We start from the raw sequence: 22,056 nt of genomic DNA on the forward strand, positions 1-22,056 counted from the left end.
CCACGCTCGTCACTACGACCGGCCATGCAGTATTCAGGCGATCAGGTCGGGTCCGATCTCGCGAAACACGGGTGTGCCGGCGAGCTTGAGGCCGTTGGCGATATCCTCGAGCAGGATGTCGAGCACTTTGGCGACGCCAGCCTCTCCGGCCGATGCGCCGAACAGAGCCGCCCGGCCGACCGCCGCCGCGCAGGCGCCGCTGGCCCTTGCCTTGATGACGTCCATGCCGGTGCGGATGCCGGAATCGATGAGGATCGGGATGTCCGGGCCCAGCGCATGGCGGATAGCGGGCAAGGCATCGATGCTCGAAATGGCGCTGTCGAGCTGGCGGCCACCATGGTTGGAGACCCAGATGCCGTCGGCCCCCGCCGCCACGAGACCGGCCGCGTCGCCGGCATGCAGTACGCCCTTGACCACCAGCGGTCCCTTCCACCAGTCGCGGATGCGGCGGAAATCCTCCCAGCCGAAACCGGCATGGAGATTGGCGCCGACGCGCGCGGCGATGGTCAGTCCGGCGCTGGTGTCGCCGAGATAGCCGCGCACATTCTCGAATTGCGGCAGCCCGCCGCGCAGCAGGCGCAGCGACCAGCCGGGATGGAGCATGCCTTCGAGGAGGTGCCGGGGCGAGGGGCGCAGCGGGATCGAGATGCCGTTCCTGAGGTCTTTTTCGCGCTTTCCCCCGGCCTGCAGGTCGACGGTGACCACCAGCGTCGAATAGTCGGTCTCTTCGGCCCGGCGCGCCAGCTGCCTGACGAAATCCAGATCCTTGAGCACGTAAAGCTGAAACCAGAGCGGCCCTTGCACCGCCTTGGCCATGCGCTCGATGCTCGTCGTCGACATGGTGGACAGCGTGTAGGGAATGCCGCGCGCCGCGGCGGCCCTGGCGATGGCGATGTCGGCCTGCGGCCAGACCAGCGCGCAGGAGCCCATCGGGCTGATCACCAGCGGCGTCGGCAGGTTCTGCGACCATAGGGAAATCGAGAGGTCCGGCCGCGATACGTCGGTCAGCACGCGCGGTATGAGCCGGATGCGCTCGAAATCGGCGCGGTTGGCGGCGAGCGTCAGTTCCTGCCCGGCGCCGCCGTCGACGAATTCGAAGATCGATTTCGGCAGGCGCCGGCGCGCGAGCTGGCGGAAATCCTCGACCGAAACCATGCGATCGAGCAATGCCATCGGTCAGAATCCGCCGGTCGGCCGCACGGCCCTATGCCTTGTCCGCGAGGCGTTCGCACACGGCCTGCGTGATCTCGCGCGTCGAGGACTTGCCCTTGAGGTCGGCGCTGAGCAGGCCGCCGGCGAGGCAGGATTCGGTGACGGTCCGGATGCGGTCGGCCGCCTCGTTGAGTCGGGCGTCGCCATGCTTGTGTCCAAGCCAGTCCAGCATCGAGGCCGCCGACAGGATCGTGCCATAGGGATTGGCGATGCCCTTGCCGGCAATGTCGGGCGCCGAACCATGCGCGGCCTGGAAGAAGCCGTTATGCTCGCCGATCTCGGCCGACGGCGCCATGCCCATGCCGCCAACGGTGGCGGCCGCGAGGTCGGACAGGATGTCGCCGAACATGTTCTCCGAGACGATGACATTGAAGTGGCCGGGCTTGAGCACGAGGTGCATGGCCATGGCATCGACCAGTGCGTATTCGGTGGCGATGTCGGGATAGTCCTTCGCGACATCGTCGAAGACAGAGCGGAAGAAGGCGTAGCTGCGCAGCACATTGGCCTTGTCGCAGCAGGTGACGCGGCGCATGCCGTCGCGCGGCGCGCCCTTGGACTGGCGGGCCAGTTCGAAGGCCTTGCGCACGATGCGCTCGATGCCGGTGCGCGTCTGCACCAGCGTGTCGACCGCCACTTCGCCACGCAGCAGGGCGCCGGAGCCGCGCGCGGCGTAGAGGCCTTCGCTGTTCTCACGCAGGATGATGTAGTCGATGTCGCCGGCCTTCATGCCGGCCAGGGGACTTTGCACGCCTTCGAAGAGCCGGATCGGCCGGATGTTGGCGTAGAGGTCGAGTTCGAAGCGCAGTTTCAGGGTGAAATCAAGCCCGGCTTCGGTGCCGTCGGGATGGACGACGCCGGGCAGGCCGCCGGCGCCATGCAGGATCGCGTCGGCTTCCCGGCAGGCCTTGAATGTCGGTTCGGGAAAGCTCTGCCCGGTCTTGAGGAAGTGCTCCGCCCCGGCGGGGTATTCATCGAAGCGCAGTGCATTGGCCGGTCCAAGCGCCGCCTTCAGCACCTCGACGGTGGCGCCGCAGACTTCAGGGCCGATGCCGTCGCCATGGACGACAGCGATCCGGTAGGTATCCTTCATCGCCAAACCCTCAGGGACGCCGGTTCAGATACACTTGCCGCCATCGACATTGAGGTCGACGCCGGTGATCATGCTGGCCTCGTCGGAACACAGGAACGCGGCGGCGTTGCCCATGTCCTGCGGCGTCGACAGGCGGCCGATCGGGATGGTGGCGACGACGCGGGCGCGGTTCTCCTCGCCCGAGCCGATGAAGGTGGACAGAAGTGGCGTGTCGCCGGCGACCGGGTTGATGGCGTTGACGCGGATGCCGAAGGGGGCGAGTTCCACGGCCATCGCCCGGGTGGCGGCGATCGCCCAGCCCTTGGAAGCGTTGTACCAGGTGAGATTGGGCCGCGGCGAGACGCCGCCAGTGGAGGCAACATTGAGGATGGCGCCGGACTTCTCAGCCTTGAAGTGCGGGACGACCGCGCGCGAACCATTGTAGATCGAGCGCATGTTGACGTCGGCGATGCGGTCGAACAGCCCTTCTTCCATCGTCTCGAGCGGCAGCGGCGGCTGGGCTACGCCGGCATTGTTGACCAGGATGTGGAGACCGCCGAAGGAGGAGCGGGCGAGATCGGCGGCGGCCTCGAAGCTTTCCAGCGTCGAGACATCGCCGGTGATCGGCCGCACCTTGTCGCCGGCTTCGTTGGCGACGCGCGAAGCCGCCGCCGCGTCACGGTCCATCAGCACCACCGACGCGCCTTCGGCGACGAACTTCCTGACGATGCCCTCGCCAAATCCCGAACCGCCGCCAGTGACGATGGCGACCTTTCCTGCAAGTCTCATATCCGATCCTCCGTTGCCTGAACCATCGGGGAAGTCGCGTGCGTTGCACAGTCCGATTATCTGAACGCCCTTTTAGCTTTCCTTGTTTGAGGTCGCGGGCGGCGGGAGTAATAGTCGCGGCGGAATTGCAAGGAGGAAGAGATGACGCTGAACTTCGACCCAAGGGCGAAGGCCTCGACGCTCTACCATGGCGAGTTCCGGCCGATGTTCATCGGCGGCAAGTGGGTCGCGGCGCAGTCCGGCGAGGTGATGCAGGCGCTGAACCCGGCGACGGGAGAGGTGCTGGCGACGGTGCCGCGCGGCGGCGCCGCCGACATCGACGCGGCGGTGGCCGCCGCCCGCGCGGCCTTCGAAGGCCCGTGGTCGAAATTCTCGCCCTACGAACGGCAGTGCGTGCTGCTCAGGATCGCCGACCTGTTCGAGACACATTGGGAAGAGCTCAGCGTTTCCGACACGCTCGACATGGGGCTGCCGATCACCCGCACGCTGGCCAACCGGCGCCGCGTCATCGGCATGCTGCGCTTCTATGGCGGCATGGCGACCGCGCTGCATGGCGAGGCGATCGACAATTCCATCCCCGGCGAGATCGTCACCTTCACCCGGCGCGAGCCGGTCGGCGTCGTCGGCGCCATCATCCCCTGGAACGCGCCGACCGCCGCTTCGATCTGGAAGATCGCGCCGGCGCTCGCCACAGGCTGCACCATCGTGCTGAAACCTTCCGAGGACGCCTCGCTGACGCCGCTGCTGATCGCGCAACTGATGCAGGAAGCCGGTGTGCCGGACGGCGTTGTCAACATCGTCACCGGCACCGGGGCGGAGGCCGGCTCGCGGCTGGCCGAGCACCCTGATGTCAACAAGATCGTGTTCACCGGCTCGACGCTGACCGGCCAGGCGATCGCGCGGGCAGGCGTGAACAACCTCAAGCGCGTCTCGCTGGAACTCGGCGGCAAGTCGCCGATCATCGTGTGCCGCGACGCCGATATCGACAAGGCCGTGCCTGTCGCGGCCATGGCGGTGTTCGTGCATTCGGGCCAGATCTGCATCGCCGGCTCGCGGCTGTTCGTGGCGCGCGAGATCCATAACGAGTTCGTGCGCCGGGTCGGCGAATTCGCCGGCAAGCTGCGCATCGGCCACGGCATCGAGGCCGAGACGGAAATCGGGCCGCTCATCAACGCCAGGCAGGCAGGCAAGGTCGAAGGCTACATCAAGGCCGGCAGCGACGAGGGCGCAGAACTTGTCGCCGGCGGCTCGCGGCTGACGGGCGACCTCTATGACGGCGGCAATTTCATCGCGCCGACGGTGTTCGGCGCGGTGTCGGACAAGATGACGATCGCGCGCGAGGAGATTTTCGGGCCGGTCATCTCGGCCATGCCTTTCGACACGCTGGACGAAGCGGTGGCGCGCGCCAACGCCACGCCCTATGGACTGGCCGCCGGCATCTTCACCAGCAATCTGGGAACCGCGCACAAGCTGGCGCGCCGCGTCAAGGCGGGCTCGGTGTGGGTCAACATGTACCACGCCATCGATCCCGCGGTGCCGTTCGGCGGCATGAAGATGTCGGGCTACGGCCGCGAGGGCGGCGTCGAGCACCTGCACGAATATCTGGAGACCAAGGCGGTCTGGATACAGACCGACTGAGGCTGTTTCTTTCGTCATCCTAGGGCGGAGCAAGGAGCGAAGCGACGCGCGCAGACCCTAGGATCCATTCCGTGACATCAAAGCATCGCAACGGTGCAGAACGCTCACCACCCGGTTCCGCGGAAAAGCTCAAACCAATCTGGATTCGCTTTCTCGATGAGCTCAATCTTCCACTGCCTTGCCCAGCGCTTCAGTGATTTTTCTCGCTGAATAGCATCAGTGATATCGAAATATTCCTCATACCAGACCAGCCGCTGAACGCCGTAGCGACTGGTGAATTGCGACCCTTGCCCGGACTTATGTTCGGGCATACGGCGGCCAAGATCATTGGTGACGCCGATATAGATTGTGCCGCGCTTTTTGCTCGACGTCATGTAGACATAGCCGGTCATGGATTGACGTTAGCTGTCAAAGCGAGCGCCTTCTATCCTGGACCGCAGCATTTTTCGACCGACGTCACGGAATGGATCCTAGGGTCTGCGCGCGTCGCTTCGCTCCTTGCTCCGCCCTAGGATGACGAAGGGTAGGGCTCGGCGGCGCCTAACCAGCCAGTTCGCGCAAATTGGTGCGGATGAGGTTCATCAGCTGTTCGGAGAAGGAGTGGTGCACGTAGCCGCGCGCGGTGATGATGCCGACGGAGCGGTGGGCGTCACGATGGTCGATGGGCACCACGCGCATGCGTTCGTCGTTGCGCGAGATGGCGATGCCGGGCACCACGCAGACGCCCAGGCCCGACGACACCAGCGCCACCGCCGTCTGCGCGCTTTCAACCTCGTATTGCGGCTTGAGCTCGATGCCTTCCGCCGCCGTCAGCCGGTCGACGAGACCGCGCACCGCCGTCTTGCGATTGAGCAGGATGAGCGGAAAGCGCTGCAGGTCGGATAGAAGCAACTTCTTCTCGCCGCCGTAGATTTCGGTGGGGATGCAGGCCATCAGCGGATCGTCGAGGATGGACTCGAACTGGAAGTCGGTGAGGTTAGGCAGTTCCGGGCCGATGTAGAACTCGACCTCCTGCTGCTGCAGCAGGCTGAGCGCGGCCTGCGGCGGCAGTTCGATCACCTCGACGATGGAGCGGGGATAGCGCAGCTTGAACGTCGCCAGTATGTCGCCCAGCCGGCTTGCCGCAAGGGTGGGCGCGCAGGCGATCTGCACCTTGCCCTTGCGCCGCGCGGCGATCTCGGTCAGCCGGTCGAGGCTGGACTGCACCTGCGACATCGCATTGGCAATCTCCTCGAACAGCACCTGGCCCTCGGGCGTCAGGCTGGCGCGTTGCGCGGTGCGGATGAACAGCGAGATGCCGATCTGCTCTTCGAGGTCGCGGATCTGCATGGAGACGGCCGATGGCGAGCGGTTGCTCTCTTCGGCAGCGCGACGGAAGCTGCCGTTTTCGGCGGCAAGCAGGAACGTCTGCAGAAGTTTGAGGTTGATGCTGGACATGTCCGTTCAGGTAACAGGTGACCTCCTGACCTATTCAGACGCGCAAGCGATTGCAAGGCAATAGGGCCGGGCCAACCATTGGTCCTGGCTTAGCCGGCAAGGCGTTTCCAGCGTCGAGGGTGCTCAATGCACCGCGGCGAACATGACGCGTTCCTCGGTTGCCTCCGACAGCATCATCTCTTCCACCACGCGGCCGCGCTTGACGACCAGGATACGGTCGGAAACCGCAAGGATCTCAGGCAGATAGGAGGAAATGACGACGACGGCCATGCCCTGGTCGGCAAGGTCGCTGATCAGCTGGTGGATCTCGACGATGGCACCGACGTCGACGCCGCGCGTCGGCTCGTCGAAAATCACCAGCCTCGGCTTCTGGATCAGCGACTTGGCGATCACGACCTTTTGCTGGTTGCCGCCGGAGAGTTCGATCATGCGGGCGCGGTCGCTGGTCTGCCGGAGGCTCAGGCGCTCACCCCATTCCCGGGCAAGCTGCCTGGCGCGCGCCAGCGATACCATCGAGACCGGGTTGGCGCCCTCGGTCAGTTCGCCGATCTGCAGGTTCTCGCCCGCCGTCATGGTTTCGAAGAAGCCGTCGAGTTTGCGATCCTCCGTGACATAGACGATGCCGTCGCGCACCGCCGGCCTCGGCACGCGGTAGCGCACCGACTTGCCGAGCAGGCGGATTTCGCCGCCATGGAAGATGTTGCGCTTCAACAGGCCGGCGACGACCTTGGCCATCTCGGTTCGCCCGGCGCCGACAAGCCCGAACATGCCGGTGACCTGGCCCGAGAATACCGAGAAGGACGAGTTGCGCACCAGCCCGGCGCAGGACAGGTTCTCGACTGAAAGCACCTTGTCGCCATAGGGGCGCGCCGTGCGCTTGACCTCGCCATGCAGCGTCTCGGTCAGCGTGCGGCCGACCATGGCCTGAACGATCGAGGCGCGTGTAAAACCCTTGGCTTCGCCGGATGCGACGATCTCGCCGTCGCGCATGACGGTGATGCGGTTGGCGACCGCAAGCGCTTCTTCCAGCGCATGGGTGATGAAGATCACCGCGATGCCTTCCTTCACCAGCCGCTGCAGGAGGTTGAAGAAGTGGCTCTTTTCTTCCGGCGTCAGCGTCGCGGTCGGCTCGTCGAAGATGATCACACGGGCCTTGTGGTGGACGGCGCGCGCGATCTCGACCATCTGCTTGTGCGCCGCGCCCAGCGTGCTCACCTGCGCGGTCGGGTCGACCTGAAAACCCATGCCGGCGAGGAACTGGCGCGCCTGGATGTAGAGGCCGCGCAGCCGGTTGAACATCTTCTCTTCGCCGAGATAGAGGTTCTGCGCCACGGTCATGGCCGGCACCAGGTTGGTTTCCTGGAACACCATGGCGATGCCCGCGCGCAATGCTTCTGCGGGCGCCGAGAAAGAGACCTCCTTGCCGTCGAAGAACATCTTCCCTTCGGTCAGCTTGAAGACGCCGGCCATGACCTTGGTCAGCGTCGACTTGCCGGCGCCGTTTTCGCCGAGAAGCGCGTGGATTTCGCCCTTGCGCAGGTCGAAATCGACATTCTTGAAGGCCGGGATGCGCGAGAAGGCCTTGGCCGCGCCCCTCAGTTCGATGATGTTGGCGTCGGACATCGCTTAACCCCGCTTGCCGCTGGCGGCGCCGGCCACGCGCACGATCCTGGCGCCGCCGCGCGAGGCGACAAGCAGGTCGTCTCCGGCCTCGCAGACGCTCAGCGTGCCATGCACCTTGCCGTCGGCGCGTGAATGGAAACTCGACAGCGGCTTCATGTTCTGGTCGCAATGGACAACCAGCCCGTAGGATCTCGTGACCGCGTAGGGCTTCAGCACGTTCATCTGCTTGAGCTGGCTGCCCTGCATCGGTTCGCGGTAGTCGCGCCATGAGCCGAGAGACGGCGCCATCCAGTAAGCTTCCGGAACCTCGGCCAGCATGCGCTTGCGGTAGGTTTCCTCGCGCAGGATGAACTCGACCAGCTGATTGCGCACGGAATAGAAGCTCAGCCAGTAACCGGCGTTGAAGGCGGGCGCGATGCGGGCGGGGTAGGCGGGCAGGTGCTCCAGTACCGTCACTGTCGCCTTGGTGGCGAGGTCGATCGCCAGCACGCGGTGTCGCCAGGCCTCTGAGACATAGACGCGGTTGGAGCCTGTCGTGGCGATGCCGGCGGGCCAGGCGAGGCCGTCGCGGATCAGGTCGAGCCGGCCGCTCTTGAGGTCGAGGCGCCAGAGCGACCCGGAAGCGTTCTTCTCCATCAGGTCGCGGCGCCAGCCGCCAGCAGGCAGCGAAGCCGAGCCATTGGCGATCAGCAGGCTGTTGGAGTCGAGGAAGGTGAGGGCGGTGACGCAGGACAGCCTGCGCGCCTCGTCGCCCGTGGGTTCGCGTCCGTCATGCAAGCCGCCGCGGATGGCGACGCCCTTGCCGTCGATCGCCAGGGCGGTCATGCCCCGCGCATGGGCCAGTGCCGTGATCTCGCCCGGAAATTCCTGCAGCGCCTCGGCATGGCCGTCGGCGCCGAAGCGCATCAGCCGGTTCGCGCTGCTGGCCAATACGCCTTTGTCGGTGCGCACCAGGTTGTCGGCCTCGGCAAGGCCGGCGAACGGCTCGGCTTCCTCCAGCGCCTGGTTGGGCAGCAGCGGGCCGTCCAATGTCGGCACGGTCACGGCCCAGTCGCCGCGGCCGAGAAAGCGGTCGAAAAGCCGGCTCACGGCGCTCATGGCTTCTTGCCCCAGTAGGAATCCGAGCTGAACCAGTTCGGGTCGACGCCCTTCAGGGGCAAGGTGCCCATGCGGTTGTTGAAGATGCCGCAGAGATAGAGCGTGCCCTTGTGCTCGCGCATCGAGGTGATCATCGGGTGCTTCTCGCCGGCCTGGTCCCACAGGCTTTCGAGGATCTGGCCGTTCTCGTCGAAGCGCAGCACGCAACCGGTGTTGAGGTTGGGCATCAGCCAGGCGTCTTCCGATACGCGCCGCGCCATGCGGCGGCGAAAGCCCGGCATTTCGAGCGACAGGTCCAGCGCCGGCGTGCGCATGCCCATCAGCGCCAGCCAGTAGGTGCCGTCGGAGGCGCGGTTGATGTTGTCGGGATAGCCCGGCAATCCTTCGAGGACACGCTCCACCTTGCCCTTCTTGGGGCCGTCGAAATAGTAGCGGCTGATGCGGCAGGCCCAGCTTTCGGCGAACAGCACCGACTGGCCGTCGAAGGCCGTGCAGATGCCGTTGGGAAAGACGAGGTTCGACAAGAGCGTGCGCGTTGAACCGGTCTTGGGATCGTGGACGATGATGCGTCCATTGCCACGGCTCTCCAGCGCGTCGGCATACCAGTCGTGCATCTCGAAGCGCACGGTGGCCTCGGAGAAGACGATGCGGCCGTCGGGCAGGATGTCGCAATCGTCGGCGAGCTTCATGGTCGAGTCGTCGACGACCGATGTCAGCGAGCGGTTGGTCTCGGCGGTGAGCAGCTTCACCTCGCCGGCGGGAGAAACCCGGTAGAGGCCCATGCCGGCGACGCAGATGACGAGATTGTCGTCGCGGTCGAAGGCCATGCCGAGCGGCGAGCCGCCAATATGGGCGAACACCTCGCTCTCGGTGTAATGCGGCGGCTGGAAGCGCAGGATGTCGCCCTGGCGGCTGCCGGTGTAGAGGCGGTCCTGGCGGTCGAAGATCACATCCTCGGCGCCGTCGAGGAAGCCGAGGCCGATGACGCCGACATCCTTCAGCCGGTCATTGACGGCCATCGGCGCGCCGGGCGCGGTCGAGATCGCCTGTGGCATCTTGGCGAAGGTCGGCGAGATGTAGACGCTGCGCAGGATCTTGTGGCGGTTCTTGACCCAGCGCACGTCGAGCAGCACCGACAGCAGCAGCACGAAGCCGAGGATCAGGAAGTTGACTGGGCCGGGCACGGCGAGCGCGAGCAGGCTGTTGGACAGGACGAGCACGAAGATCGTGCCCATCAGCGCCTTGGCCACCGAGCCGCGTCCGCCGCCCAGCGAAATGCCGCCAAGCACTGTCGCGGTGAGCACCTGCAGTTCGAGCCCGGTTCCGATATCTGAAGCGGCACTGCCGATGCGGGCCGAGAAGAAGAAGCCGGAGAGCGCGACCAGCACCGAGCACAGCACATAGGCGCTGAACAGGGTGAAGCGCACATTGATGCCGGCATTGTAGGCGGATCGGCGTGCGCCGCCGACCGCGAACAGCCGCCAGCCATAGCGGGCACGCGACAGCACGAGGTGGATCGCCAGTGCGATCACGACGAAGACGACGAAGGAAGTCGGCACGCCCCAGACCGTGCCGAAGCCGAGGAAGTCATAGGCCGGCGAGTCTGGGCCGCTGGTGACGATCGGCGTCGAGACTTGCGGAAAGACGATGTCGAAGGTCGAGCGGTAGATGATGAGCGTGACCAGCGTGGTGAGGAACGCCCGCATGCGCAGGAAGCCGACCAGGAAGCCGTTGATGGCGCCGCAGACGACGCCGAGGCCCAGGCACGCGAGCAGGCCGGTGCCGAAGCTCCACTGCTCGACATTCATGCCGTAGAGGGTGACCAGCACGGCGAGCGCGAAGGTCGAGCCGACCGACAGGTCGATGCCGCCCGAGACCATGACGATGGTCATGCCGAGCACGACCAGACCAAGCTCGGCGGTCTGGCCGCTGAGATTGGTCAGCGTCGTCAGGTCGAAGAAGCCCGGCACGATCGTGCCGAAGATCGCGCACAGGATCACCAGCGCCGTGAAGGGGATGACGCTGTCGATCCACTTCTTGGTCAGGATCTCCCCGACCACATGGTCGGGGAGGAGGCGGTAGCGCCAGCGCACAAGGCTTTCGGCCATGCTCATCAAGGCAGTCCGTTACTTGAGCTCGTCGAGCTTCCAGCAGTTCCTGCCGGTCGCGTTGGTCTTGTCGACGCGGGTGATCGGGCCGAAGAAGATGGTCTTCTCGCTGCCGGCCTTGCGGCCGGGCTGCTGCAGCAGTTCGGAAATCTGCTGCGCGGCGATCTCGGCCTGGATCGGCGCGTTGAAGTTGAAGATCACGTCGAGCAGGCCGTTCTTGATGCTCTCGCAACCCGTGGCGCTGCCGGCGCCGTTGGTGACGATGGTGACCTGGTCCTGCTTGCCGGCGGCAACGACGGCGGCGCCCGCGCCGACTTCGGCATTGTCCCAGATGCCCATGATGCCGCAGAGATCCGGATGCTGCTGGAGCACGGTCTCGGTGATCTGGCGGGCCTTCTCGCTCATGTAGTCGGCCGGCTGGTCGGAGACGAGCTGCAGCTCGGGATTGGCTTTCAGCACCTCGTCTATGCCGGTGCGCATATAGATGTTGGCGGCACCGGTCTGGACGCCGGCCAGCCACACGACCTTGTGCGAAACGGCGTTGGGGCCGGTGCAGTGCTTGGCCAGTTCGCCCATTTCGAGGCGGCCCATCTCGATCCAGTCATTGCCGACATAGGAATCGGTCTGGGTCGCCGACTGCATGTTGACCTGCAACACCTTGATGCCGGCGGCCTGCGCCTGCTTGAGAAGGCGCGCATAGGTCTGCACGTCGGGGTTCTGCACGATGATCAGGTCCGGCTTCTCGGCGATGGCGCCCTGCATGGCGCGGATGCCGGCATTGGTGTCGCCGGAGGGATCGCGCACTTCCAGCGTGAAGCCGTAGCGGGCGGCGTGGCGCTGCCAGACGACCACCCAGGCCTGGTTCAAGTCCATGCCCTGCGAGATCGGCACGAAGATGACCTTCTTGCCCTTGAGCGACTCGAGATAGGTCGAGCGGCCGACCTGGTCGGTCTCCTGCGCGCCGGCGACCTGCGCCGCGCCCAGCAGTGTGAGGGCGGTCAGCCCCGCCAGCAGGCAGTTCTTGAGAATCTTCATGGTTTCCTCCCTGATTTGATGTGGGTTGTTGTTTCAGATGTCGCCGCTCTGCGAGGTCTGCTCGTCGCGCGGATTGATGATGGCGTCGATCGCCAGCGCGCCCAGCAGGATCACGCTCTTGATCAGGTTCTGGCTGGTGTAGCTGAAGTTCAGGATCGTCATGCCGTTGGTCAGGATGCCGACCAGGATGGTGCCGGCGATGACGTTGCGCACGCCGCCCTGGCCGCCGGAAAGGCCGATGCCGCCGAGCACCACGACCAGCAGCACGTCGTAGATCAGGCTCGAATTGTAGAGACGCGTGTCGATGCCGGTGACCAGCCCCAGCATGATGATGCCGGCGGTGAAGGCGATCAGCGCGCTGATGACATATTGCGTCACGATGATCGGGCGCGTCGGCAGGCCTGTCGTGCGGGCCGCGTTGGGATTGTCGCCGGTGGCGTAGACGAGGCGGCCGAAGCGGGTCTTGCGCAGGAAGAATCCCATCAGCGCGGCGACCGCACCGAAGATGACCACCGACATCGGAATGCCGAGGATGGTGCCGCTGCCGACGAATTTCAGCCAGCCGATGTTGGACGGGGCATAGAGCACGTCGGAAGCGAAGACGATGCGGCCGGAGCCGTAGACCGAGGAGGCGATGGCCAGTGTGGCGAAGATCGGCGGGATTTCGGCGATCGCCACCATGATGCCGGTGAACAGGCCGATCGCGGCGGCGAGCAGCGCGCCGCAGATGATCGCGAGCGTGAAATCGATGCCCCAGGTGGAAATCCAGATCGAGAAGGCGACGCCAACCACCATCACCGCCACCATGGTGAGATCGATGCCGCGGCCGACGACGATGAAGCCCATGCCCACGGCAAGCGTGCCGAGGATCGAGACGTTCTTCAGGATGGCGATGATGTTGCCCTGGCTCAGGAAATTGTTGAGCGTCGCGGAGAAGACGAGAACGAGAATGACCGATATCGCAACGACAACGATCTCCTGGGACACCTTGATGCCCATGCGACCGCCGTCGGATCCGCCCGAACCAGCCAACTCCATTCCTCCCTTGCCGCCCGTTTCAGGCGGCGTCCGTCCGGGCGGCTTTGCCGCTCCGCAATCCTCCACAGCCTTTAAGGCGGCTGTCTCCCCGGGCACCATTGCGGCTGGGCGCGGCAGGGGCAATTTCGATTTTCTGATGCGCTGTGCAGTTCGATCCGGATGCATGCGGCGTCGCGGGTCGGATCGCTGCAAAGGGAACTTTTGTGGCGTTGGCGATTTTCGATGTATGATGGAATCGAGGACAGTGAAGAGGTGTTGCCGATGACCATTAAATCGCTTGCGATCTGCGTTCTTGCCCTGGCCGTGGGTTGCGGCGCGGCTTCCTCGGCACTCGCCGGAACCAGGCATTACAAGCAGCACCAGGCCGACCAACAGCGCTATGTTCCGGCCGATGACAATCTCTTCGACTTCCTGTTCGGCGGTCCGCGCTATTATGATCAGCAGCTATTCACCACGGGCGCCGGTCCATGCTCCTACGACCGGGTAGGTCCGGACGCGAACGCGATCAACCACATCAACGATCACCACTGCGGGAAGTAGGCGGCGCTCGCTGCGCGCACTCAATTTTCATGCCGGCGGTCTGGCCGCCGTGTCCCAAGGCGCATGTTGCCGAACGGACAGGGGATTGCCTTGAGCTGTCAGGCGCATCGTCGGCGGGATGCGTTCCGCCCTTGGCGGCCAAGGATTGATCTTCTCCTATTTGGCGCCTGATCCGGCGCTGTTCTACTCCAGACGAGGCCTGTGCGTATGTCCCGATACAGGGTTGACGCTTGCCTTGGCCTGCGATTAAATCAATTTGATTTACATCATGGCCAGTCTGCTCAGGGAGGAGAAAGATGCTGGGTCGCGTACAATCACCACACGTCAGGGAATCATTGCGTGCCGCCGCTTTCGGGCGCGGGACGATCAGCCGGCGGCTGTTCTTCGCGCTTGCCGGCGCGGCGGCTGTTTCATCGGCCTTTGCCTCGGCGACCAGGCCGGCGGCCGCCGAATCCGTGCTTGCCATGCATATCGAGGAGCAGACGAGCTGGGTGCAGAACTTCAATCCGTTCGATCTCGGCGGGCGCCGCCAGAGCACGATGGATTTCGTCTACGAGCCACTGGTCATCTTCAACGACTATGACGGCGGCAAGCCGATCTACCGGCTGGCGACAGCCTACAAATTCTCCGATGATCTGAAGTCGATCACCTACACGCTGCGCGACGGCGTCAAATGGTCGGACGGCCAGCCGCTGACCTCGGCCGACATGAAGTACACGCTGGACCTGATGCTGAAGAACCCGGCCGTCGACATCGTCGGCGTCGGCGAGAGCGTGGCTTCGGTGGAGGCGCCTTCGCCGACCGAGGTCAAGATCAACCTCAAGGATGTCGACACGCATTTCCCGGAATCGCTGGCCGACTTCCCGGTCGTTCCCGAACACATCTGGAAGGACATCAAGGACCCGCTGGCCTTCAAGAACGAGACGCCCGTCGGCTCGGGACCGATGACCGAGGTCCGGCGCTTCACGCCGCAGGTCTACGAGCAGTGCCGCAATCCGAACTATTGGGATGCCGCCTCGCTGCATGTCGACTGCCTGAAGCTTCCGCAGATATCAGGCAACGACCAGATGCTGGCGCTGCTGCCCCAGGGCGAGATGGACTGGATCGGCTCCTTCCTGCCGGAGATCGACAAGACCTATGTCGGGCTCGACAAGGACCATAATGGCTACTGGCAGCCGCCGGCGGAAACCATTGCCTTCGAGATGAATTTCAAGACCGACAAGCCCGGCAACCTGGAAGCTTTCAAGGACATCAATTTCCGCCATGCCTTCAGCCTGGCCATGGACCGCACCTCGATGGTCGACATCGCCGGCTTCGGTTATCCCGTCGTCAACCTGCATGCGAGCGGCCTGCCGCCGCGCTTCGACAGCTGGCGCAACAAGGCGGCCGAGGGCGACAAGGACGTCTGGATGACCTACGACGTCGACAAGGCCAACAAGGTGCTGGACGATGCCGGCTACAAGAAGGGCGCCGACGGCTTCCGCACGACGCCGAAGGGGCAGCCTATAAGCTTCGTCATCATCGTGCCGAATGGCTGGACCGACTGGATCGACGCCGTGCAGATCGCGACCGAAGGCCTGCGCAAGATCGGTGTGAATGCGTCCGTCGCCACGCCGGAATACGAGCAATGGCAGAAGCAACTGCTGGACGGGTCCTTCGACACGGTCATGAATTCGCGCCCCGACGGGCCGACGCCGTTCCGCGGCTACTACCAGACACTGTCGACGGCGTTCGCCGGACGCATCGTCCACGCGGACTCGCGCTACTCCAATCCCGAGCTCGACAAGGTCTTCGACGCCTACCGCAAAGCGACCACGGATGAGGAGCGCAAGAAGCTGTTCGACCAGGTGCAGGTGATCATCGCCGACGATTTCCCCGTCGTGCCGGTGTTCAACGGCCCGACCTGGTACCAGTACTCCACCAAGCGCTTCACCGGCTGGGTGACCAAGGACGAGCCGGTGATGAACCCCGAGAACCACGACAACAACCGCATGCGCCTGATGCATCTCCTGCGGCTGAAGCCGGTGCAATGAATGGCTGAGCCGCCTTCCCCTTCCTGACCGCGAGGGGGAGGGCGGCCGGATTTGCACAAGGGCTGGATTGTACAGGGAGATGGCAGGCGAGGCAGATCAGGGTAGTCTCCTGCGCGCACTGCTTGTCGCTCCGGTCGACGTGGAGACAAACGGGGAATGACGATGCGGATACCTCTTCGGCGGCTGGGCGTCTATTTCGCCGCCTTCCTGTTTGCCATCGTCGTGAACTTCACGCTTCCCAGGCTGATGCCGGGAAGCCCGGTCGACTCGATGATCGCGCAGCTCGGACCGCGCGCCACGCCGGCGGCCATCGAGGCGATCAAGGCCCGTTTCGGCGCCGTCCAGGAGCCGGTCTGGCTGCAGTTCGTCGACTACATCAAGGGACTGGCGACCTTCGACCTTGGCGTTTCGGTCAAATACTATCCGCAGACGGTGACCCAGGTGCTGGCCCGCTCCGCCGGCTGGACGGCGCTGCTGGTGACCTGCGCCATCCTGTTTTCCCTCTGCATCGGTGTCTCCCTCGGTGCAGTGGCAGCCTGGCGGCGAGGCGGACGCTTCGATGCGTTCGTCTCGCCGTTTTCCGTCGTGCTGATCGCCATTCCTCCGGTCATCATCGCGCTCGCCACGCTGTTCACCTTCGGCGTGACGCTGCGCTGGTTCCCGGTCGGCTATGCCTATAATCCCGATCTCGATCCCGGCTTCAATTTCACCTTCCTCGGCAGCGTGTTCTGGCACGCGATCATGCCGGTGCTGACCCTGTCGCCCTATATGATCGGCGAGTTCCAGACCACGATGCGCTCCTCGATGATCTCGGTGCTTGGCGAGGACTATGTCACCATGGGCCGCGCCAAGGGCCTGTCGGAGACGGCGGTGATGTTCTCCTACGCCGCGCGCAACGCCATGCTGCCGGTGCTGACCAATCTGGCGCTGATGCTGGGCGCGGTCTTCGGCGGCTCGATCGTCACCGAGATCGTCTTCAACTATCCCGGCCTCGGGCTGACCCTGTTCACGGCCAGCGTGGCGCGCGACTATCCGGTCATCCAGGGCCAGCTGCTGCTGATGACGCTCGCCACGCTTGGCGCCAACCTGCTGGTCGACATCGTCTATGGCGTCGTCGATCCGCGCATCGGGGAGCAACGCGCATGAGGTTCGGGCTGCATCTGTTGCTGCGGCAGAAGAAGGCGGTGGCCGGGCTCGCCATTGTCGTGGCGCTCTGCCTTATGGCGATCCTGGCGCCGGTCCTGGCGCCGTCCGACCCCGGCGCGCGCGTCGGCCGTTCGCATCAGCCGCCGACAGCTGAGCATTATTTCGGCACCACCAAGATGGGCCGCGACGTCTATGCGCAGTTCGTCTGGGGCGCGCGGCCATCGCTGGCCGTCGGTTTCGCCACCGGGCTGGCGATCACCGCGCTCGGCACCGTCATCGGGCTGATATCGGGCTATTTCGGCGGCCGCGTCGACGCGACGCTCGACCTTGCCACCAACGCGGTGCTGGTCATTCCCAACATCCCGCTGCTCATCCTCCTGGCGTCCTTCGCCGGAACGGTCGGGCCGCTCGCCATCATGACCATCATCGCGCTGACGTCCTGGCCCTGGGGAGCGCGCATGACGCGGGCGCAGACCCTGGCGCTGCGCAACCGCGAATTCGTCACCGCCGCGCGCATGGTCGGCGAGCCCAGCTGGCGCATCATCTTCGTGGAGATCCTGCCCAATCTGGTGCCGCTGATCGGCATCAACGTCGTCGGCTCGATCATCTACGCCATCGTGGCGCAGACCACGCTCGAATATCTCGGCTTCGGCGATCCGCTCAACGTCACCTGGGGCACCATGCTCTACAATGCGCAGAATTCCTCGGCCATCATCGTCGGCGCCTGGTGGGACATCGGCGCGCCGGCGCTCGGCATCGCGCTGGTCGGGCTCGGGCTGGCGCTGCTCAACTTCACCTTCGACGAGATTGCCAACCCGCAGCTCCGTTCCGGCCCGGCGCTGTCGCGCTGGATGTGGCTGACGCGTCTGCGCCGGCGCGAACTGGAGGCGGCGCGGTGAACAAACCCCTGTTGCAAGTCCGCGACCTCTGCGTCGACTACCTGACCGACAAGGGCGCCTTCCGCGCGGTCAAGAACGTCTCCTTCGACATCGGCCGTGGCGAGTTGTTCGGGCTCGCCGGCGAATCCGGCTGCGGCAAGAGCACCATCGCCTATGCGATTACGCGGCTGGCCAAGGCGCCGGCATGGGTGGCGGGCGGCGAGATCCTGCTCGACGGCCAGGACCTTCTGCGCCTGAACGAGGCCAGCCTGCAGAAGGTGCGCTGGCGGCGCATCGGCATGGTGTTCCAGAGCGCGATGAATTCGCTCAATCCGCTGATGCGGGTAGAGGCGCAGTTCCATGACGTGCTGCACCGGCACAACGGGGCCAGCCGGGAGCGGTCACGCGCCCGCGCCGAGGCAATGTTCAGGCTGGTCGGCATTCCGGGCAGCAGGCTCGGCGACTATCCGCACCAGTTCAGCGGCGGAATGCGCCAGCGCATCGTCATCGCCATCTGTCTGGCGCTGGAGCCGGAGCTGATCATCATGGACGAGCCGACGACGGCGCTCGACGTGGTGGTGCAGCGCGAAATCCTCGAACAGGTGATCGATCTGCAGCGCAATCTCGGTTTCTCGGTGCTGTTCATCACTCACGACCTGCATCTGATGGCGCAGCTCTGCCACCGCATCGGCGTGATGCTGAAGGGCGAACTGGTCGAGGTCGGCGATGTCAGGCAGGTGAGCCGCGCGCCGCTGCATGAGTATACGCGCAAGCTGTGGGGCGCGATCCCGCAACTGCCGGCGCGCGCCCGCGAGGCCCTGGCATGAACGCGCTGCCTTCGCTCGCCGTTGCCGCCGAGACAGAGCCGGTGATCCGGCTGGACGCGATCGAGCGCAGCTTCGGCCAGGTCAAGGCGCTGCGCGGCATTTCGCTTGGCCTGCGGCCCGGGCGCGCGCTGGCGCTGGTCGGGGAATCCGGTTGCGGCAAGACGACCTGCGCGCGCATCATCGCGCGCATGGACCAGCCGACCTCCGGCAAGCTCACCTTTCGCGGCCGCGACGCCACGGCAGCCGGCACGGCGGGCGAGGAACGCGCCTATCGCCGTGCGGTGCAGATGGTGTTCCAGGACCCCTTCGCCTCGCTCAATCCGGTGTTCACCGTCCACCATCATCTGGCGCGCCCGCTCGCTCTGCACGGCCATGCCAAGGGCAAAGCGGCGCTGGCCGGGGGCGTGGCCGAACTGCTTGCCGGCGTCGGGCTCGACCCGGAGGTGACGGCGCACAAATTCCCGCACGAACTGTCGGGAGGGCAGCGCCAGCGCGTCAACATAGCGCGCGCGCTTGCCGTGCAACCGGACGTGCTGGTCGCCGACGAGCCGACTTCCATGCTCGACGTGTCGATCCGGCTCGGCATCCTGGAACTGCTCGCCCGCATCAAGCGCGAGAAGAACCTGGCGCTGCTCTACATCACCCATGACATCGCCACCGCCGCCCATGTGGCGGAGGAGATCATCGTCATGTTCGCCGGCCAGATGGTGGAGTGGGGCGCCACGACGGCCGTCATCGCCGATCCGCGCCATCCCTATACGCAGCTCCTGCTTTCCGCCGTGCCCGATCCCGACCGGCCTTTCGTGCCGGGCGACAGCGCGCGTTTCCTCAAACATGCCGAGGAGGTACGGCGCATTTCGCGGCCGGCCTCGGCCGAGGTGGAACAGGTCGCGCAGGACCATTTCGTTCGCGCGCTTGGCGCGGCTTCCTAGAATCGGGTTCTTTGCAATGGATTATCTGGTCAATCTCTCGCTGCTGAAGCCCGACCCGGCGCTCGACGCGCGCGTCGCCGGGGCCGGGGTCACCATTCGCCGCGCGCTCGCGCCGGAATACGAGCTGGTGACGGGCTGGGTGCGCCGCACGTTCAGCGCGGGCTGGGCGGGCGAGACGGCGGTTTCCTTCATGCGCCAGCCGCTCGCCTGTTTCCTGGCGACGCGGGAGGGCAGGCTGGTCGGCTTTGCCTGTCATGAATCGATCGCGCGCGGTTTCTTCGGCCCGACCGGTGTCGACGAGGCGGCACGCGGACAGGGCATCGGCCACGCGCTGTTGCTCGCCTCTCTGCTCGACCTCAAGGCGATGGGCTATGCCTACGCCATCATCGGCGATGTCGGCCCGTCCGAATTCTACGAACGCACGGTCGGCGCCATGCCGATCCCCAATTCGGAGCCCGGCATTTATGCCGGCCTTCTGAAGACATCAGACTGACCCTTCCACTTCACGAGATTGCAATGACCGAGACATTTGCGCTGCGGCTGGAAAGTTTCTGGACGCCTCCGGGCGACGGACGCAAGCTGGACTATTCGCTGAAACTCACCAACGCTTCGCGGCGGCCGCTGGAGAATTTCCGCCTCTGCATCAGCGGTCCGGGGCGCATCGATCCGGCCGCCACGGTCGAGGGTGGCGTGTTGACCGCGCGGCTGTCGAACCACGCCGAATTCGCGCCGCCGGATGGCTTCGTGCTCGAACCGGGCGCGACCTGGACCGTGACGGCGCGCGGCTTGAGTTACCCCTTGCGTCATTGGACCGACGGCGCCACCAGCGCCTATGTGGTCCTGGCCGACGGCGCCATCCAGCGCATCGGGGTCGAGCCGACCAGGGCAATCGGCGTCAACGCGGCGCCGAAGCGCGGCGCCGAGCCTTTTCCGGTGCCTGCCGTGGCGCCGGTTACGATCTCGGTCATCCCCTGGCCGCGCAGTGTCGAGGTCGCGGGCGCCTTGCCGGCGCCGGCGGGTCTCGATCCGAGACCGCAGGGCAAGGCAGCAGAGGCGGCGACTGCCGCCTTCGCCGAACTCACCGCCAGCCTGTTCCCCATCGAAGGGTTGGTGCGGCCGGCGGCCGAGGGCGGCTTTCCAGTAAATCTGTCGGTGAAGGACGGGCTCGGCCCGGAGGCCTATGCGATCGCCTTTTCGGCAGAGGCGGCGATGGTTTCGGCCGCAACGGCGACAGGATTTCTCTATGGGCTGATCACGCTTGGCCAGATCCTGCGCGGCGCCCGGCAGCATCCGGCGACCTTCACGTTTCCCGCGCGGGGCGAAATCCAGGACGAGCCGTCGCTCGGCTGGCGCGGCTGCCATCTCGACGCGGCGCGCCAGTTCTACGCCTCGGCCGAGATCGGGACGTTCCTGCGCATTCTCGCCTGGAACAAGCTCAACCGCTTCCACTGGCACCTGTCGGACGACGAGGCCTGGCGGGTCGAAATCGCGGCCTATCCGGCGCTGACCGAGATCGGCGCCTGGCGCGGTCATGGCCTGCCGGTTCCGCCGCTGCTGGGGTCGGCTCCCGGCAGGAGCGGCGGCTACTACACAAAACCGGTCATTCGCGAGATCGTCGCGCTGGCCGGCCGGCTCGGCATCGAGGTGGTGCCGGAGATCGACGTGCCCGGCCACTGCTACGCCATGCTGCAGGCGCTGCCGGAGCTGCGTGACCCTGACGAGCACGGCGAATATTTCTCGGTGCAGGGGTTCCCCAACAACTGCCTCAATCCGGCGCGCGAGGAGACGTACCAAGTCCTGGAGACGATCTTCGACGAGCTGATCGAACTCTTCCCCTCGAAGATCATCCATGTCGGCGCCGACGAGGTTCCGATCGGCGCCTGGTCCGGCTCGCCGCAGGCGCTGCAACGGCTCCGCGAAATCGGCGGCGAGGCGATCGCGCAATCGCATGCGCGGCGGCTCGGCGTGGTGACCAACACGCATGGCGCCGATGCGATCGAGGGTTCGGGCGCGGCACTGCTGCAGGCGCAGTTCCTCGGGCGCATCCAGGCCTTCCTCGCCTCGCGCGGCTGCATCACCGGCGGCTGGGAAGAGGCGGCGCACGGCAATGTCATCGACAAGACCAAGGTCTATCTCAATGGCTGGCGCAACGTGGAAGTTTGCGCGGCGCTGGCGGGCGAGGGCTACGACATGGTCGTCAATCCCGGCCAGGTCTATTACCTCGACATGGCCAACAGCCCCGACTGGTCGGAGCCCGGTGCGGCCTGGGCCGGCTGGTCCGAACCCGAAACGCTTTACGGCTTCGATCCGGTGAAGGGCTGGAGCGAGGCGCAGAAAGAGCATTTCCTCGGCGTCCAGTGCTGCATCTGGTCGGAACCGATGACCGACCGCGCCGTCTTCGACCGTCTGGTGTTTCCGCGCCTCTCGGCGCTTGCCGAAACCGGCTGGACCGAGCCGGGGCGGAAATCCTGGGATCGGTTCAAGGCGCTCGCGGGGCTGATGCCGGTGCTCTACGGCGCGACGTGAGTCCTGCTACGGCGCCCGCGACAGCTTTTCGTAACGCTTGACCAGGCGTTCGCGTTTCAGGCGCGACAGGCTGTGTGTCCAGAACAGCCCGTCGAGCTGGCGGTCGAACCCGATCTGGACGCGGAGG

At 65.4% G+C, this 22,056-nt stretch carries 19 protein-coding genes; 9 read left to right on the forward strand and 10 right to left on the reverse strand.

Translation table 11 applies throughout. From position 1 onward, the window contains the following. Positions 1 to 33: 33 nt before the first annotated feature. From J0I79_RS18335 to J0I79_RS18345, 3 genes are read right to left on the reverse strand one after another with little or no spacing between them, the layout of a single operon-like run. Positions 34 to 1,173, reverse strand: coding sequence for an alpha-hydroxy acid oxidase (locus J0I79_RS18335; RefSeq protein WP_292861745.1), 1,140 nt, complete (start codon positions 1,171 to 1,173; stop codon positions 34 to 36). Positions 1,174 to 1,204: 31 nt separating this feature from the next. Beyond that, the gene (locus J0I79_RS18340; RefSeq protein ID WP_292861748.1) at positions 1,205 to 2,302 is read right to left on the reverse strand and encodes an isocitrate/isopropylmalate dehydrogenase family protein; all 1,098 of its coding nucleotides are present in this window, start codon (positions 2,300 to 2,302) and stop codon (positions 1,205 to 1,207) included. A gap of 24 nt (positions 2,303 to 2,326) precedes the next feature. Continuing rightward, positions 2,327 to 3,070, reverse strand: a complete 744-nt coding sequence (locus J0I79_RS18345) for a glucose 1-dehydrogenase (RefSeq protein WP_292861751.1) — start codon at positions 3,068 to 3,070, stop codon at positions 2,327 to 2,329. Positions 3,071 to 3,211: 141 nt separating this feature from the next. Here J0I79_RS18345 and J0I79_RS18350 point away from each other — a divergent pair, with 141 nt between their 5' ends. Next, positions 3,212 to 4,708, forward strand: coding sequence for an aldehyde dehydrogenase family protein (locus J0I79_RS18350; protein WP_292861754.1), 1,497 nt, complete (start codon positions 3,212 to 3,214; stop codon positions 4,706 to 4,708). A 104-nt stretch (positions 4,709 to 4,812) separates the two neighbouring features. On the opposite strand, the gene J0I79_RS18355 is transcribed toward J0I79_RS18350, so the two are convergent. From J0I79_RS18355 to J0I79_RS18385, 7 genes are all read right to left on the reverse strand, one after another. Continuing rightward, positions 4,813 to 5,100, reverse strand: a complete 288-nt coding sequence (locus J0I79_RS18355; RefSeq protein WP_292861757.1) for a GIY-YIG nuclease family protein — start codon at positions 5,098 to 5,100, stop codon at positions 4,813 to 4,815. A 148-nt stretch (positions 5,101 to 5,248) separates the two neighbouring features. Further along, positions 5,249 to 6,145: a LysR family transcriptional regulator gene (locus J0I79_RS18360; protein WP_292861760.1), complete on the reverse strand. Its 897-nt coding sequence runs from the start codon at positions 6,143 to 6,145 to the stop codon at positions 5,249 to 5,251. 123 nt (positions 6,146 to 6,268) lie between these two features. Further along, positions 6,269 to 7,768: a sugar ABC transporter ATP-binding protein gene (locus tag J0I79_RS18365; protein ID WP_292861763.1), complete on the reverse strand. Its 1,500-nt coding sequence runs from the start codon at positions 7,766 to 7,768 to the stop codon at positions 6,269 to 6,271. A 3-nt stretch (positions 7,769 to 7,771) separates the two neighbouring features. Further along, positions 7,772 to 8,866 (reverse strand): strictosidine synthase, encoded by a 1,095-nt coding sequence (locus J0I79_RS18370; protein WP_292861766.1) that lies wholly within the window; start codon positions 8,864 to 8,866, stop codon positions 7,772 to 7,774. Further along, on the reverse strand, positions 8,863 to 10,980 hold the full coding sequence (locus J0I79_RS18375; RefSeq protein WP_292861769.1) for an SMP-30/gluconolactonase/LRE family protein: 2,118 nt from the start codon (positions 10,978 to 10,980) through the stop codon (positions 8,863 to 8,865). Before J0I79_RS18375 ends, J0I79_RS18370 begins: the two co-directional genes overlap by 4 nt. A 12-nt stretch (positions 10,981 to 10,992) precedes the next feature. Beyond that, positions 10,993 to 12,009 carry a sugar ABC transporter substrate-binding protein gene (locus J0I79_RS18380; protein ID WP_292861772.1) on the reverse strand — a complete coding sequence of 339 codons (1,017 nt, stop codon included), beginning with the start codon at positions 12,007 to 12,009 and terminating at the stop codon, positions 10,993 to 10,995. 33 nt (positions 12,010 to 12,042) lie between these two features. Beyond that, on the reverse strand, positions 12,043 to 13,041 hold the full coding sequence (locus J0I79_RS18385; protein ID WP_292861774.1) for an ABC transporter permease: 999 nt from the start codon (positions 13,039 to 13,041) through the stop codon (positions 12,043 to 12,045). A gap of 228 nt (positions 13,042 to 13,269) precedes the next feature. Between J0I79_RS18385 and J0I79_RS18390 the strand changes: the two genes are divergently transcribed. The 8 genes from J0I79_RS18390 to J0I79_RS18425 all read left to right on the forward strand — a co-directional run bounded on the left by J0I79_RS18390 (position 13,270) and on the right by J0I79_RS18425 (position 21,929). Beyond that, the gene (locus J0I79_RS18390; RefSeq protein ID WP_366014703.1) at positions 13,270 to 13,587 is read left to right on the forward strand and encodes a hypothetical protein; all 318 of its coding nucleotides are present in this window, start codon (positions 13,270 to 13,272) and stop codon (positions 13,585 to 13,587) included. 464 nt (positions 13,588 to 14,051) lie between these two features. Next, complete coding sequence (locus J0I79_RS18395) at positions 14,052 to 15,620, forward strand: ABC transporter substrate-binding protein (RefSeq protein ID WP_292861797.1); 1,569 nt, start codon at positions 14,052 to 14,054, stop codon at positions 15,618 to 15,620. 162 nt (positions 15,621 to 15,782) lie between these two features. Next, entirely contained in the window at positions 15,783 to 16,766 is a 984-nt protein-coding gene (locus J0I79_RS18400) for an ABC transporter permease (RefSeq protein WP_292861777.1), read from the forward strand. Continuing rightward, positions 16,763 to 17,665, forward strand: a complete 903-nt coding sequence (locus J0I79_RS18405) for an ABC transporter permease (RefSeq protein ID WP_292861780.1) — start codon at positions 16,763 to 16,765, stop codon at positions 17,663 to 17,665. The genes J0I79_RS18400 and J0I79_RS18405 overlap by 4 nt, the downstream gene beginning before the upstream one ends. After that, positions 17,662 to 18,471, forward strand: a complete 810-nt coding sequence (locus J0I79_RS18410) for an ABC transporter ATP-binding protein (RefSeq protein WP_292861783.1) — start codon at positions 17,662 to 17,664, stop codon at positions 18,469 to 18,471. The genes J0I79_RS18405 and J0I79_RS18410 overlap by 4 nt, the downstream gene beginning before the upstream one ends. Further along, the gene (locus tag J0I79_RS18415) at positions 18,468 to 19,403 is read left to right on the forward strand and encodes an ABC transporter ATP-binding protein (RefSeq protein ID WP_292861786.1); all 936 of its coding nucleotides are present in this window, start codon (positions 18,468 to 18,470) and stop codon (positions 19,401 to 19,403) included. The genes J0I79_RS18410 and J0I79_RS18415 overlap by 4 nt, the downstream gene beginning before the upstream one ends. Positions 19,404 to 19,419: 16 nt before the next feature. Further along, complete coding sequence (locus J0I79_RS18420; protein ID WP_292861789.1) at positions 19,420 to 19,896, forward strand: GNAT family N-acetyltransferase; 477 nt, start codon at positions 19,420 to 19,422, stop codon at positions 19,894 to 19,896. Positions 19,897 to 19,919: 23 nt separating this feature from the next. Beyond that, the gene (locus J0I79_RS18425; RefSeq protein WP_292861792.1) at positions 19,920 to 21,929 is read left to right on the forward strand and encodes a beta-N-acetylhexosaminidase; all 2,010 of its coding nucleotides are present in this window, start codon (positions 19,920 to 19,922) and stop codon (positions 21,927 to 21,929) included. Positions 21,930 to 22,056 lie beyond the last annotated feature (127 nt).

The organism is Mesorhizobium sp., from assembly GCF_017306585.1.
Classification (GTDB): domain Bacteria; phylum Pseudomonadota; class Alphaproteobacteria; order Rhizobiales; family Rhizobiaceae; genus Mesorhizobium.